The 14,099-nt window shown below is 68.8% G+C and carries 13 protein-coding genes; 8 read left to right on the forward strand and 5 right to left on the reverse strand.

Translation table 11 applies throughout. The features are described 5' to 3' along the window. A partial coding sequence (locus tag LJE69_RS05325; RefSeq protein ID WP_296922248.1) for an OmpA family protein occupies positions 1-558 on the forward strand: 558 nt, incomplete at its 5' end. 51 nt (positions 559-609) lie between these two features. On the opposite strand, the gene LJE69_RS05330 is transcribed toward LJE69_RS05325, so the two are convergent. Together LJE69_RS05330 and LJE69_RS05335 are read right to left on the reverse strand one after the other, a co-directional pair. Beyond that, the gene (locus tag LJE69_RS05330; protein WP_296922251.1) at positions 610-1,794 is read right to left on the reverse strand and encodes an adenylate/guanylate cyclase domain-containing protein; all 1,185 of its coding nucleotides are present in this window, start codon (positions 1,792-1,794) and stop codon (positions 610-612) included. A gap of 122 nt (positions 1,795-1,916) precedes the next feature. Continuing rightward, positions 1,917-3,473 carry a bifunctional aminoglycoside phosphotransferase/ATP-binding protein gene (locus LJE69_RS05335; protein WP_296922253.1) on the reverse strand — a complete coding sequence of 519 codons (1,557 nt, stop codon included), beginning with the start codon at positions 3,471-3,473 and terminating at the stop codon, positions 1,917-1,919. Between the two features lie 94 nt (positions 3,474-3,567). Between LJE69_RS05335 and LJE69_RS05340 the strand changes: the two genes are divergently transcribed. Then, on the forward strand, positions 3,568-3,768 hold the full coding sequence (locus tag LJE69_RS05340; protein ID WP_296922255.1) for a DUF2892 domain-containing protein: 201 nt from the start codon (positions 3,568-3,570) through the stop codon (positions 3,766-3,768). A gap of 148 nt (positions 3,769-3,916) precedes the next feature. Here LJE69_RS05340 and LJE69_RS05345 read toward each other — a convergent pair whose 3' ends face one another. Beyond that, positions 3,917-4,381 carry a CopD family protein gene (locus LJE69_RS05345; RefSeq protein WP_296922257.1) on the reverse strand — a complete coding sequence of 155 codons (465 nt, stop codon included), beginning with the start codon at positions 4,379-4,381 and terminating at the stop codon, positions 3,917-3,919. A 93-nt stretch (positions 4,382-4,474) separates the two neighbouring features. Continuing rightward, positions 4,475-5,200, reverse strand: coding sequence for a 6-phosphogluconolactonase (pgl, locus tag LJE69_RS05350; RefSeq protein ID WP_367114631.1), 726 nt, complete (start codon positions 5,198-5,200; stop codon positions 4,475-4,477). A gap of 426 nt (positions 5,201-5,626) precedes the next feature. Between pgl and LJE69_RS05355 the strand changes: the two genes are divergently transcribed. The 4 genes from LJE69_RS05355 (at position 5,627) to LJE69_RS05370 (ending at position 10,111) form a co-directional block, all read left to right on the forward strand. Then, positions 5,627-6,253, forward strand: a complete 627-nt coding sequence (locus tag LJE69_RS05355) for a PleD family two-component system response regulator (RefSeq protein ID WP_296922260.1) — start codon at positions 5,627-5,629, stop codon at positions 6,251-6,253. 326 nt (positions 6,254-6,579) lie between these two features. Continuing rightward, positions 6,580-6,939: a TusE/DsrC/DsvC family sulfur relay protein gene (locus LJE69_RS05360; protein ID WP_296922262.1), complete on the forward strand. Its 360-nt coding sequence runs from the start codon at positions 6,580-6,582 to the stop codon at positions 6,937-6,939. 111 nt (positions 6,940-7,050) lie between these two features. Then, on the forward strand, positions 7,051-8,910 hold the full coding sequence (locus tag LJE69_RS05365; protein ID WP_296922265.1) for a hypothetical protein: 1,860 nt from the start codon (positions 7,051-7,053) through the stop codon (positions 8,908-8,910). A gap of 166 nt (positions 8,911-9,076) precedes the next feature. Next, positions 9,077-10,111 carry a sodium:calcium antiporter gene (locus LJE69_RS05370; protein WP_296922268.1) on the forward strand — a complete coding sequence of 345 codons (1,035 nt, stop codon included), beginning with the start codon at positions 9,077-9,079 and terminating at the stop codon, positions 10,109-10,111. Positions 10,112-10,399: 288 nt separating this feature from the next. On the opposite strand, the gene LJE69_RS05375 is transcribed toward LJE69_RS05370, so the two are convergent. Beyond that, complete coding sequence (locus LJE69_RS05375; protein ID WP_296922271.1) at positions 10,400-11,800, reverse strand: helix-turn-helix transcriptional regulator; 1,401 nt, start codon at positions 11,798-11,800, stop codon at positions 10,400-10,402. Positions 11,801-11,870: 70 nt separating this feature from the next. Between LJE69_RS05375 and LJE69_RS05380 the strand changes: the two genes are divergently transcribed. Beyond that, the gene (locus LJE69_RS05380; protein WP_296922274.1) at positions 11,871-13,409 is read left to right on the forward strand and encodes an arylsulfatase; all 1,539 of its coding nucleotides are present in this window, start codon (positions 11,871-11,873) and stop codon (positions 13,407-13,409) included. A 63-nt stretch (positions 13,410-13,472) separates the two neighbouring features. Further along, on the forward strand, positions 13,473-14,099 hold a 627-nt coding region (locus tag LJE69_RS05385; protein WP_296922276.1), incomplete at its 3' end, for an HAD family hydrolase.

Consider the following 14,099-nt stretch of genomic DNA (forward strand, 5'->3'; position numbering starts at 1 on the left):
GCCGAGGGTGACGGCGCCCAGGGCGCCCGCATCGCCGCGCTCACCGAGACCGTCGCGGCGCTGGAGAAGAAACTAGCAGCGGCGGCAAAGGCCAACCAGCGGGCGCTGGCGGACGCGAAGGCGGCGGGCGCCGCGTCCGCCGCGCAGGTCCAGGCGCTCTACAGCGACGCGGCCGCGCTGGGCGGCAAGCTCACCGAGAACGGTATCCTGCTGAGCCTCGCCGGGGATGAGCTGCATTTCGCCTCCGGCACCGCCACACTGCCGAAGGGTGACCTGCCGAGCCTCGACCGCATCGCCGCACTGCTCAAGGGCAAGCCGTCGCTCAGCATCCGGGTCGAAGGCCACACCGACAGCTCCGGCGGCGCCGAGACCAACCAGAGGCTCTCACAGCAGCGCGCCGAGGCGGTCATGCAGGCCCTCATCGACCATGGCGTCGACGCCGAGCGCATCACCGCCGAGGGACTGGGAGCGGCGAAGCCGATCGCCGACAACAGCACCGAGGAGGGCCGGAGCGCCAATCGCCGCGTGGATGTCTACGTGATGATGCGGCAGGACTGACAGCGGTCCGGCGGCGGGGGCGGGCCTGCCCGCCCCCGCCCGACCTCCCCCTCAGCGCCGCCAGAGCCCCTCGTCCACCAGCGCCTTCACCTGGCGGTGGGCGGGCGTGTCCACCGAGGTGAACGCAAGACTCGTGCGGTAGCCGACCGCCTCGGGCGCCGCACGTAGCACGCGCGCATAGAGATCGCCACAGAATGGCCCGACGCTCATCATCGGCAAGCGGATGGCGAGCTCGGTAAGGCTGGGCAGCGCGATCGGCAGCTCCGCCGATAGACCGTTGTAGCCGATGTCCCGCACGCGCCCGGTGAATCGCTCGATGTCGACGCGCTTGGCCTGCACGCGGCGGAACACCGCCTCCAGTTGCACCCGCACCCGCGGCGACCGGCGCGGCTCCACGGCGGGCACCGTCAGCTGCCCGCGATGCTCCACGGCGCGCAGCGGATACAAGGTCAGCGGTCTTGCAGCGCCCTTCGGCTGCACCAGATTGGCCTGCCCGACCTCGATCCACGCCGCCGCCCGCGCATGGGCGGCCTCGCTGATCAGTACCTGACCGCGCAGGCTGAAGGCCTCCATGCGGGCGACGAGGTTGACGGTCTCGCCGATCACCGTGTAGGCGTTGTGCCGCGGCGGCCCGAAGCTGCCGGCCATCACGGCCCCCGTGTGCACGGCGATGCCGGCGTACAGCGCCGGCTCCCCGCGTTGGCGATGCCCCTGGTTCAGCCGCACCATGGCCTGCTGCATGGCCGCGGCGCAGGCCAGGGCACGGCGCAGATCGTCCGGGCGCCGCTGCGGCACGCCGAACACCGCCATCACGGAATCCCCAATGAACTTGTCGATGTGCCCCTCGTAGCGGTCCACGGCGGCGCACATGGCGGCGAGAAACCGGTTCAGAACACGGGCCATCAGCCGCGGTGGATGCGCCTCCATGAGCGCCGTGAAGCCACGGATGTCGGCGAGCAGGATGGTGGCCTCCGTCTCGACGATGGGGCGCCGGTCCGTCGGTCCGGCGCCGCGAGCGGCAGGCAGCAGCTGTTCATGGTGCCCGCGCGCAGCGAGCGCGCGCGGCGCGTGTGCGTGGGTCGGATCGGTCTGCGATGGTTGGCTGGCAAGCGGGGCCGGCTCCCCGGGGAACCCGACTCGCGGAATACCGGCAGCCTTGCCGCCGCCGCTGCGGCGCGGCCGCTGCATCGGTCGGCCGGCGTCCGCCACCAACGCCTGTTCTTTGCGCTGGGGCATGATGGCTGTGCGTCGTTGTGGTTTTGGTCCATTTCAGCATGGCACACGCGCGGCGCTTTGCGGACGGAAGCATGCCCCTGTCCGACCAGCGGCAGGGTGCAACACGGCAACCCGGGCGTTGCTCAGAGCGGCAGTATCCGCGCCAGGGCATCCAGCGCCGGCGCGCCGCGGGTGTCGATGAACACGGCCCGCTCCCGCTCCACCGCGGACAAGGGCGCGCGGCTGGCCAGTTGGTGGCGCAGCACGCCGAGATCGGCCTCGGAAGCATCCTCGCCGGCCGCCAGGCGCCGCGCCACGCGCTCGCACAGCACCGCCCGCGGGGCCTCGAGCACCAAGATGTCGAACGGGCAGCCGAGCTCGCGGGCGAGCTCGCGAAAGGCGCAGCGCTGGCCGGCGGCGAGGAAGGTCGCATCCACCAGCACCCCGTAACCCGCCTCGATGATGCCGCGCGCCAGCGCCAACAGGTGGCGGTAGGTGCGCTCACCGACGTCCGGGGCATAGATACCGGCACCCGGGGCCGCCCGCGTGCGCGCCAGCGGCGGCAGCCCGAACAACCGCTTGCGCTCCACGTCGGAGCGGATGTGGAGCAGCGGCAGGCGCTCGCTCAGTGCCGCCGCGAGCGAGGTTTTGCCCGAGCCGGACAACCCGCACAGGATCACGAGCCGCGGGGCCGGCGCGCGACTCAGCGCCAGCGCCCGGCGGACGTAGCCGCGCAGCGCGGCCTCCAGCGACGCATCGCCATGGTGGTGCTGCGCGGCACCGATGGTGGTGACCTTGGCCCGCACCAGCGCCCGGTAGACCATGTAGAAGCGCAGCACCGCGAGACCGGCATAATCGCCGGTGCGCATCAGATAGCCGTTCAGTAGCCGGCGCGCCTGCGCCACCTCACCGCCGTGCTCCAGGTCCATCAGCAGGAAGGCGAGCTCGCTCATGGTGTCGATCCAGCGGAACGCCGGATTGAACTCGATGCAGTCGAAGATCACCGGCCGACCATCCAGCACCGCGATGTTGCCGCGGTGCAGGTCGCCGTGGCACTCGCGGATACAGCCGGCCTGCCGGCGCGTCGTCAGCACCGGCATCAGGTCGGCAAAGGTGCGGCGCGTCCAGCCCTCCAGGCGGTCCAGCCGCGCGTGCAATTCGGCATCCCGCGGGACAGCCTCGCGGATGACGCGGAAGTTCTCCAGCATCGGCGCCAGCACCTGCTCGGGCGCGCCCCAAGGGGCATCCGGCGCCGCCGCCGGCAGCCCCTCATGGAAGGCCGCGATGCGCTCGGCCAGGGCATCGGTGATGTCGGGCGTGAGGGTGCGCCGCGTCAGCAGGGCCTGCTGCGGAAACCGGCGCATGTGCACGGCGTAATCCAGCACCGGGTCGTCGCCGCCGAGGCGCGGCTCCGCCAGGCTGCCGGTGATGGGCAGGACACCGAGGTAGAGCGGCGCGGCGAGGCGCCGGTTGAGGCGCAGCTCCTCCTCGGCGAAATGCCGGCGGCGCGCCAGGGTCGAGAAATCCAGAAAGCCCAGGCGCACCGGCCGCTTCAGTTTGTAGGCGACCTCGCCGGCCAGCAGCACGCGGGAGATATGAGTCTCGATGACTTCCGCGCCGCCCGCGGTCTCCGCCGCCAGCCGTGCGCGCAGTCGTTCCACGAGCCGCGCTTGCCAACGGTCACCGCAGGTGTCGTCCAACCTGGAATCAGACCTGCCGCCACTTGCGCAAGGCACTGTATTTAACCATGATTAAGAGCGTTGTAAGCCAGACACCGAACACCCGAGGTAATCCGTGAACATCGAACGCATCGTCCTCGCCGTCGCCGGCAGCTTCGTTTTCCTCTCCGCCATCCTCGCCTACACCGTCAGCGAGTGGTGGCTGCTGTTCACCGGGTTCGTCGGCCTGAACCTGTTGCAGTCCGCCTTCACCGGCTTCTGCCCGCTCGCCACCATCCTGAAGAAGCTTGGCAAAGAACCGGGCGCTGCCTTCTGAGGGCGCGCCGAGCGGCAGCTTCCACCGCCGAACGCGAAAAAGGCCCCGGTTCGGGGCCTTTTTTGCGTGAGCGGCTGGCCACGCAATCCCGGGCGACTCGGCTCTATCCCCCAGCGCAGGGCCGCGCCGCCGCGGGCACTCGTCGGACTCACTGCAGGTAACGCCCGGCGGAGCCCAGCATCGCCGTGACGATGCCGAGCCCCAGGTTCACCAGGACGATGCGGCGGATGGTCGCGACCGCCCGGCCCGCCGCCACCCAGTCCTGTGCGGCGACGCCCTGACCGAGCGCCCGGTAGGGCACGAAGTAGACGTAAGCGAACAGCGCCGTCATCACCAGCGCCAGCGTCATCATCGCGTGCACGTGCCAGGCCATCGCGCCGCCATAGATACCCAGAAAGATCCACAGACCGCTAGCCCAAAGCAGCACGACGGCCACCCAGACCCAGCGGAAAAAGCGGTCGAACACCGACGACAACAGGGGCAGCCGCTGCGGCGGTTCGAGTCGGCGCTGCGCGGACTGACGCAGCGCAAAATGGGCGAAAAACATGCCGCCGACCCAGATTACAGTAGCGAGTTGGTGGAGGGCGATGGCGACGGCCAACTGAACGGTCATGGCGCTGTGCGTGGCTGAGGTTATTGGGATGAGGCTCGCGGCCGCGGCGGACGCGCCTGACGGACGGATCGGCCGCCGCGGCAGGGCGCGCGGTCAGCCGCGCTCGGGGTCGGGGTCTTCGCCGGCGGTATCGGGCATGGCCGCTTGATCCAGCAGCACCAGCGCGCTGCCGCCCGCGGCGACGCGCGCGACCGGCAGCCCCTCCCCAGCCTGCCAGCGCGCAAGCGCCGGGCGCTTGGCGGCGCCCGTGACCATGACCACCATCTGCCGCGTCCGGCACAGCGCCGATGGCGTCAGCGATACCCGGTCAGGCGGCGGCTTGGGTGAGTCATGCACTGCCATGACCAGCGGACCGGGCAGGATCTCGTGGCCCGGGAAGAGGCTGGCCGTATGGCCATCCTCGCCCATACCCAGCAACACCAGATCGAACGGCAACGCCGCGGCGACCACGGGCTCGTACGCGGCAGCGGCATCCTCGGCGCCCTGCTCCGCCGGGATCGGGTGGACCTGCTCCGACGGGATCGGCACCCGGCTCAGCCAGGCCTCATCGGTGGCACGGCTGTTGCGGTCGGCATCGGCGACAGGCAGGCAGCGCTCGTCGCCATGGTAGATATGCCAGTGTGCCCAGTCGGCCTCGGCATCCGCCAGCAGCCGATAAGCGGCCATGGGCGTCGTGCCCCCCGCCACCACCAGCCGGAAGGCGCCACGCGCGGCGATTGCCTCCGCGGCGGCGCTGAGCACGATTTCCGCAGTGGCGGCGGCAACCGCATCGGCGTCCGGCAGGACGCGCACTTCGACACCGGTCAATTGCATGGGCATGATCCCCCGGACGATGTAATCACTGAGCCAAGGCTTGGCTGCGGAAATTCCGAGATCGGGCGCCCTCGTTGTCGTTGTCGTAATCGGAGTCGCCATCGAATATCCGCACGGTTGCGACCACGATCACGATTACGACAACGACAACGACAACGACAACGAGCTGGGACGGTCTCGGGACTTAGGCACTGTTGCACTGGGGCCTCAGCGACGGAAGCAGTGTAAAAGGCGCGCGGCGGATGGTGAGCGGCCCATCCGCGCGGCAGCGGCCTCTCAGCCGCAATGGTAAGGGCAACGGGCGCCATCGACTAGGCGGCGCCGACATACCGGCCCACACCGTCAAGGACCGAATCAGAAACAACTGATGGGCAGTCGGGTGCCCCAGCACCTAAACTGCGCTGTCCTGCATGCCCCATCAGCGGAGTCCGGATGCAACAGCCTTTCGCCGAGCTGCCCGTGAGCGAGCCATCCAGCGCGGGCCTGCCGCACGCGGACATCCTGCTGATCGACGCGTCCGCGGCCGCCCGCTACGCACTGCGGCTGAAGCTGAAGGCGCTCGGCGCCGAGGTCCGGCAGGCGAGCAGCGTCGAGCAGGCCCTGCCGGCGCTGCGCGCCCGGCGTCCGGACCTGATCATCACCGCGCCCGTGCTGCCGGGCATGAATGCGCTGGAACTGCTGGAACTGCTGCGGCCGGCAGCCGGCGGCGACGCCCCACCGCTGGTGATCCACCGATGGGATGCAGATTGGCCCTTGGCCGGCGCCGCCGAGGCCCGCGGTGCCGTCACCGTCAGCACCGACGCGGAGTTGCTGCGGCTGCTGCCGACCCTGCTGCGGCGCGGCAGCGGTAACCGTACCTCCGCCGCCCTTCCTACAGACCTTGCCACCGCCCACGCGCCGGCCGCGGACCTCCGCCAACGCCTACCCCACCAGCCTTGCGACGAACCGGCGGCAACCACACAGCAACCCGCGCGGCAGCACGAGGATTCATGCTGGCGGCTCGCCCTGATGACCGCGCTGGCCGGCCTCCTGGTGGGCGCCTGGATCGGCTGGCTATAGGGCACCTCGAATCATTCGAGGTGCCCGCGCGGGGCAGGATGCCCCGCCATTTCTCAAGCGCTTAAGCGCTTGAGAAATGAAGCGAAGCGGAAACCGTGTTTTCGCTTCGCGTCTCGAAAAATGCCATGGAAGGCATTTTTCGAGCCCCCCTATAGGCGACTGCAAGGCCCGTCGACGGGCCAGCGGCAATCCGTAAACGGGCAGCGCCGATTCGCATCGGCCCACGGAATACCCTTGACGCCGCTGGTGTGGTCCAGTACCACTGACGCCGCCACCCTGACTCGGCGGCGACGCCGGGCCCACAACAATCGACGAGGATGAAAGCCATGGCCGACACGATGCAAGAGATCCTGAATCCTGGCGCCAACGCGCAGAACCCGGACTTTCCGAACGCGCCGGCGGACTGGACTCGCGCGAGCGCCGAGGCGAGCGCCGAGGCGGAGGATATGAACCTGACTGACGACCACTGGGCCGTCATCCGGGCATTGCAGCATTTCTTCGCCGGTGACGAAACCCCGAGCGTGCGGGCCATCCACGATGCGCTGAACGAGCGCTTCCACGCCAAGGGTGGCCTCAAGTATCTGTATGAGATCTTCCCGGGCGGTCCGGTGGCGCAGGGCTGCCGGCTCGCCGGCGTGCAGGCACCGGCCGGGGCGGTCGATCCGTCCTTCGGCAGCGTGCAGTAACCCGCCGCCCGCCGCCGCCTTGACGCACGCCGTGGCGGCGGCAAGCCCCACCTTCCCGCCATCGGCCAACCACGGCCGACAGCATCGCAATGACAGCGCCCGGTCCCGATGATGCAAGACCTCGCTGAGCCGCCGACAGGCAGACTGACAGGGTTGCAGCGCCTGCTGGGCGTGGGACTCCCGCCGCGCAACATCGACCTGCGCTTCCCCCTGCCGCCGCGCAACCGCCGCGGTCGCCGGCCCCCGCTGACGCCGGAGCGCGCCCACGTCGCGCTCGGCCAGCGCAGCACGACGCCCGAGGAATACCTGAAGGAATTGCTCGCCATCGTCCTCGACGTGAACCGCTGGCCACTGTCGCCGAAGCGTAAGTTCCCGCTGCTGGAATCGCTGGCCGGCTGGTTCTACGTCGCGGCCGCCCCCGCACTGCTGGAGCTCCTCGCCGACGATGGAGGCATCCCGGAGCCCGCGGGCCGGCGCCACGTGCTCGAGCTCCACGACCGCTGCGCCGCGGCGCTGATGGACGGCTACCGCATCCTGTTCGCCCGCGACTACGGCCGCAGCAACTTCTTCTACGTGCGTGCGCGCAACCGCACCTACCGCTGTGCCTGCCGGATGCTGGAGCTCATCAAGCTGCGCCAGCGCATCGCCGGCATGCGCTACCTGCGCCTCGACCCCGACGCCTGGCGGACGGCACACACGGTATTCGCGGCCATGCGCGCCTGCGAGCCGGTGGATGTGGTGCTGGACACGCTGTCACTGCGCAACCAGAGCCTGGACAGGCGCACGCAGGCATCGCTGCGCCAGCACTATGTCTCGCTCGCCTCCTACGGCATCCTCGACTACACCGGCTGGCCGGAGCGCGACCAGCTCGCCATCGACGTCTACGCCGCCGCGGCGCCCGACGCGATCCGAGTGACCGAGCTCGATCCGCGGCTAGACCCCCGCCCCTGGTACCTGTACGCGAGCTGCTACGACGACGAGCCACCGGCGCACCGCCCGCCGGACGACGCGCGGCAGGGTCCGACGCTGCTCTTCGACCACCGCGCGCTGGCCGCGCACATCCGCGACGATACCCGCGCGCTGGCAGCGGCCATTGCCGCCCGCGACAACTTCCGCACGCCGCCGCGCCTGGCGCGGATCGAGAGCGCACGCCGCACCCCAGTCGCCTACCTGTTGCAGCGCAACCTGCGCATCAACGACGACTGGACCGACGACGCTCCCACGCCGGAGCAACACCGCGACCTGCGCATCTATGCCGGCTTCCCGGAGGTGCGCGCCCACCTGCTGGCGGTGTTCCGCCGCGACGATGGACGCGTGAAGCGCTCCCGGGAGCTCTCGGACCTGTTCGCGCAACGCTCCGCGATGATCGGCGAGGACGACTCCGCTCCGCAGCAAAGCCTCTGGTACGTGCTCCGCGACAGCCAGAACAGCATGCGCATCAAGACCCAGGAGACGCGCTTCACCAACCGTATGTTCGTCGGCAACCTGCTCGCCTACGGCTTCGGCGAGGACGAGGTGCGCACGCCGCGCATCGGCAAGGTGAACCGCATCTATCGCCCGATGACGGGCATGGTGCTGCTGGACATCGATTACCTGGCGAACTTCGGGACCCCGGTCCGCCTGTTCGCCTGCCGCACCGGGCAGACGGCGGACGCAAGCGAGGACCCGACACTGGCACCGGTGAGCGAGCAGGATCTCGCGGGCGAGCCCATGACGGCCTTGCTCATCCACCATCCCCAGCACCGCTGGGGCATCATCACGCCGCCGCAGGATCGCCTCTGGCAGGGCGCAACGGTCTGCATCCAGACAGGCAAGCGCCTGACCCGCGCCCGCCTCGGCGAGGCGCTGGACGTGACCAACGAGTTCTGCCGGTTCCAGGTGGCCTCCGCCAAGTTTCCGGACACGCCGCCACGTTATCCGCAGCGGGACACGACAACGGTCAGGCAGACCGCCACGACGCCCGTCGGCTGACCGGCGCCCGGCCGGTGCCTGGCGCCACGGACGCTGAGCCCACGCTCGCTTCAGGCACAATAGCGCCCGGCACCCGGGCACCCAACACTGCGCACCCGCGTCGGCCGGTCCGCCGCCGCGCATTGCGCCCATCCGCTCGCAAGCACCACCGCCGGAGTGTGCGCCAATGGAACCCACGGCAGCCCTGGTCTGGACCCAATACGCGCTCTGCGTGCTGGCAATTGGCATCGCCGGCGTCAAGCTCACGGACTATGGCGACTCGATTGCCGACAAGACCGGCATGGGCGGCTCCTGGGTCGGCCTTGTGCTCATCGCCACCGTGACCTCGCTGCCCGAGCTCGCCTCCGGCATCACCGCCTCCGCCGTCGCCATGGTGCCGGACATCGCCGCCGGCGACGTCTTCGGCAGCTGTGTCTACAACCTGGCGCTGCTCGCGCTGCTGGACCTGTTCAGCCGCCGCGAGCCAGTGCTGGCGCGGGTGCAACGCCAGCACGTCATGTCCGCGGGCTTCGGCATCCTGCTGATCAGCATCGCCGGCCTGACGCTGCTGGCGGCGCAGGCGGGTCTCTCCGGGCTGGCCCTGCACCTGTCCTGGGGCACGCCCGCGATCGTGCTCATCTACGCGGTGGCCATCCGCACCCTGCACGGCTTTCGCGAGGAGGAAGTCGAGGAATTCGCCGAGCGGGAGCCGGACCGCTACGCCGGACGCTCGCTCCGCTACATTGCCATCCGGTATGCGGCGGCGGCCGTCGTCGTCGTCGCGGCCGGCATCGCCTTGCCCTACGTGTCGGCGGATCTGGCGCTGGTGATGGGCTGGAACCAGTCCTTCACCGGCACGCTCTTCACCGCGCTCAGCACCTCGCTGCCGGAGCTGGTAGTAACCCTGGCGGCGCTGCGCATCGGCGCCGTGGACATGGCCGCCGGCAACGTGCTCGGCAGCAACATGTTCAACATCCTGGTGCTGGCCGTCGACGACTTGGTCTACACCCGCGGCTCCTTCTACGCCGACATCTCGGCGGGACACCTGGTGTCCGCCTTCACCGCGGTGGCCATGACCGGCCTCGTCGTCACCGCCATTTACTACCGCCCGCGCAAACGGGTACTGCACATCGGCAGCTGGGCGAGCATCGCCCTGTTCGGGCTGTTCGGACTCAACACCTGGCTCAGCTTCTACCTGGGCGCCATCGACATCGGACATTGAGCTCAAGCCAACCCGCCGCGCCAGCACCATAGCAGCGGCCTACCCATCCACGTCAGCAACGCCCGGCTGCGGCTGCGGCTGCCGGCACGCCACGGCGCTGCGGCCTGGTTCTCCGCCGCCGCCGTGCTCGCGCGACAGCCCGGCATCGCCGCGGTGCACGCGCACGCCGACCGCGCCAGCCTGACACTGCCCCTGGCGCCCCACCCAGCGAACAGCACCGTGGTGACGGGGCCGGCAGTGAACTGCACCGGCGTCCGCATGGCCGGGCGCCCGTCGGCGCGGTCAGGCCTAGGGACACCCGCGCGCAGATGGCGGCGCGCTGACTTGGGCCCCGCCAGCACCGATGCTCGCGCTGACTGGTGCACGTGCCGCGGCAGTCGCGGCGGGGACGCCGCTCTCACGCCCGTCAGCGCCGGCCTGTGCGCCGATCGGCGCACCATCGCGCTGGCGCTGTTCCTGCTGCCGGCCCACCACCGCTTGAGCACCCCCTGAACGCGGGCGGCCGCTTGAACGTCGTATCCGCCTTGCCGCCGCCGCTGCGGTGACGGACGGCGTTTCTGCGAAATGCTCCCGGTAATGGACCGAGAACCGGCCCGGCTGCGCGAAACCGGCCCTGGACGCCACGACCGCGATGCCATCGCGGTCCGCGGCGCCGGCGAGCAGGTCGCGCCGGGCCGCGTGCAGCCTGAGCAGCTGCACGTAGCGATACGGGGACACACCGAGCTGGTCCTTGAAGGCCTGCTCCAGCGTGCGCTGCTTGACGCCCAGCGCCTGGCAGAGCGCGGGAACGCGCAGCGGAGCGACGAGTTGATCCCGTACCATCGTCTCGAAGCGACGCAGCAGCCTCATACGGTCCGCGATGCTCGCGTTGCGGCCGCTAGAAGTGACCCGGTCAGATGACATCGCCAGCTGCCGTAGTCGCTCCGCCAGCAAGGTTTCCCATTCGCAGAGCCCGCGGCTCGGCGCAAGAGGCCCTTCCGCCACCAGGCGCTCCAGTAGTTGCACGAGCGCCGCAACACCAGGCCGAGAGGCGGGCAGGACGCGCGTGGTTGCGAACAGGGCGCAGTCCTCGGGCTCCACGCCAAGCAGGTCCTGCAGCCGGTCCACCGGCAACTGCAGCGCGATCCAGTGGGTCTCGGCCGGCTGGATGTAGTCCAGCTCCGAGCCCGCCGGGTAGCAGATCAGGTCCCGTGGGCCGAAGCGCGAGCCGCTGATGCAGCCGGTTTCCCGCGCCTGAAGGACCGCTCCGACGACAACGGCCCGTTGCGGCATCTCGCCCCTGGCCCACAGCGTCCGATCATGGCGGCCCGCGTTCAGCACGCAGCCGCCCAGATACCGGGCGAACAGGGTCCCTTGGAAGGCGCCGCGGCGCAGCTGCAGATGTTCGAGACAACCGTGCGTCACGGACTCGGCCAGGGCATCCGGGTCGAAGATCTCGAGACGGCGCAGGGTCAGGTCCGAATGCCCGCGGTGCTGATCGATGGTCATCGGGTCCATCGTCGTAGGCCAAGAAATTTTTGCGAGATGTGCATAGGCGCCTTGGAAAACCGCTTGCAAGTCAGGATGCTTCCAACGCGCCACCCCTACGCCGATCTGATGACTGCCACCACGATGCGGGCACGATGCGGGGTTGAGCGAGCCATCAAAGTGGGCCTCCTTGCCCGACAGCGCGCGGCCGTTTGGTCGCACCTACCTGACAGGAGAACATGCCATGAGGTCGCGTATGACCTTGCACATCCTAGCCGCCGCGAGCTTGACGATGCCGCTGGCGAGCCTTCCCGCAGTTGCTCAAGAGTCCACCGACAAGCCCAACATCCTGGTGATCTGGGGCGACGACATCGGCGTGGACAACGTCAGCGCCTACAACCAAGGGCTGATGGGATATCAGACGCCGAATATCGACCGCATTGCCGACGAGGGCGCGCTGTTCACCGATGCCTACGCACAGCAGTCCTGCACGGCCGGGCGCGCGTCCTTCATCCTCGGCGAGCATCCGTTCCGCACCGGCCTTCTGACCATCGGTATGCCTGGCTCAGCGCATGGCATCCCGGACTGGTCCCCGACCATCGCCGACATGCTGAAAGATCACGGCTACGCGACGGGTCAATATGGTAAGAACCACCTTGGCGACCAAGACAAGCATCTCCCGACCAACCACGGTTTCGACGAGTTCTTCGGCAACCTCTACCACCTGAACGCCGAGGAGGAGCCGGAGAGCTACTACTATCCGAAGGATCCGAAGTTCCGCGAGAAATTCGGCCCGCGCGGCGTGATCCGCGCCTCGGCCGACGGCGAGATCAAGGACACCGGCCCGCTCGACAAGAAGCGCATGGAGACCATCGACGAGGAGATCATCGCCGGCGCGCTGGACTTCATCGACCGCTCACACAAGCAGGGCAAGCCATTCTTCCTGTGGCTGAATACCACGCGGATGCATGTCTGGACTCACTTAAAGCCCGAGTCGCAAGGCGTCACCGGCATCGGCATCTATCCGGACGGCATGGTCGAGCATGACAAGATGGTCGGGCAGGTCCTCGACAAGCTCGACGAACTCGGCATCGCCGACAACACCATCGTCGTCTATTCCACCGACAACGGCGCCGAAACGGTGACCTGGCCCGACGGCGGCACGACGCCATTCCGCGGCGAAAAGGGCACGACCTGGGAGGGCGGCTTCCGCGTTCCGCTCCTGGTCAAATGGCCTGGCGTGATCAAGCCGGGCAGCAAGATCAACGACATCGTCAGCCAAGAGGACTGGTTCCCGACCTTTGCCGCCGCGGTGGGCGACGACAACATCGTCGAGGAGCTCAAGGACGGCAAGACGTTGAACGGCAAGGAATGGAAGGTGCATCTGGACGGCTACAACCTGCTGCCGTTCCTGTCCGGCGAGGCCGACGCGAGCCCGCGCAACGAGATCTTCTACTTCGACCAGGCCGGCAACCTCAACGCCGTGCGCGTGCGGGATTGGAAGGTCCATTTCGCGATCAACGAAGGCAACATCACCGACGCGGTGCGCGAGGTGACGGCCTGGCCCAAGGTAATCAACCTGAGAGCCGACCCCTACGAGAAGGCCTGGGACGAGTCGGGCATGTACCTGCGCTGGTACGCGGAGAACACCATGTGGACCTTCGTGCCGGTGCAGCAGTACATCAAGCAGTTCTTCGAGACCTTCGCCGATTATCCCTACCAGACCGGCTCGTCTCTGACGGCATCGAACCTCGGCTATCAGACGCTGCGTCAAGCCGAACTGATGAAGCAGCTGGAAGCGGACGAGGTCAACCCAGCCGCTCGCCAGTAACAGCGCCTCGGGCGCGCGCGAGCGCGCCCTTCCCTTCCTTTCATCTCATCGAGAGGCAATCCCATGCGCGCATTCGTGCTGGTCTGCGGTCTCGCCGCGGCGACTGCCGCCTTTGCCGACCCCCTCCCATCCTGGAACCAGACCGACGCCAAGGCCGCCGTCATCGCCTTCGTCGAGCGAGTGACCGACCCCGATTCGGACGATTACGTCATCCCGTCCGAGCGCATTGCCACCTTCGACAACGACGGCACCCTCTGGGCCGAGAAGCCCGGCTACTTCCAGCTCCTATTTGCGATCGACCGCCTGCGCGAGATGGCCAAGGCCGATCCCGACATCCTGTCGTCCGAGGTGCTGCGGGCCGCGGCCGACGGCGACTTCGAGACCGTGGCGGCGGCCGGCAAGGATGGTCTGCTGGAGATCGTCCGGACGACCCATTCCGGCTTGTCGGTGGACGAATTCCAGGCCCAAGCCCGGGCCTGGCTCGACAAGGCGAGGCACCCCGAGACCAAGATGGCTTACGACGCCATGCTCTATCAGCCCATGCTGGAGCTGCTGAGCTATCTGCGCGACGAGGGCTTTCGGACCTACATCGTCTCCGGCGGCGGTCTGCATTTCATCCGCGCTTTCTCGGAGGATGCCTACAACATCCCGCCGGAGCAGGTGATCGGCACCACCGGCAACGCCTCCTAT

The sequence above is a fragment of the Thiohalocapsa sp. genome (assembly GCF_022340605.1).
Lineage (GTDB): Bacteria > Pseudomonadota > Gammaproteobacteria > Chromatiales > Chromatiaceae > Thiohalocapsa.

Bases quoted from the DNA above. Each gene is read 5' to 3' on its own strand.
- LJE69_RS05365 (WP_296922265.1), top strand. From the start codon at position 7,051: ATGCAAGACCTCGCTGAGCCGCCGACAGGCAGACTGACAGGGTTGCAG.
- LJE69_RS05360 (WP_296922262.1), top strand. From the start codon at position 6,580: ATGGCCGACACGATGCAAGAGATCCTGAATCCTGGCGCCAACGCGCAG.
- LJE69_RS05380 (WP_296922274.1), top strand. From the start codon at position 11,871: ATGCCGCTGGCGAGCCTTCCCGCAGTTGCTCAAGAGTCCACCGACAAG.
- LJE69_RS05355 (WP_296922260.1), top strand. From the start codon at position 5,627: ATGCAACAGCCTTTCGCCGAGCTGCCCGTGAGCGAGCCATCCAGCGCG.
- LJE69_RS05345 (WP_296922257.1), bottom strand. From the start codon at position 4,381: ATGACCGTTCAGTTGGCCGTCGCCATCGCCCTCCACCAACTCGCTACT.
- LJE69_RS05330 (WP_296922251.1), bottom strand. From the start codon at position 1,794: ATGCCCCAGCGCAAAGAACAGGCGTTGGTGGCGGACGCCGGCCGACCG.
- LJE69_RS05370 (WP_296922268.1), top strand. From the start codon at position 9,077: ATGGAACCCACGGCAGCCCTGGTCTGGACCCAATACGCGCTCTGCGTG.
- pgl (WP_367114631.1), bottom strand. From the start codon at position 5,200: ATGCCCATGCAATTGACCGGTGTCGAAGTGCGCGTCCTGCCGGACGCC.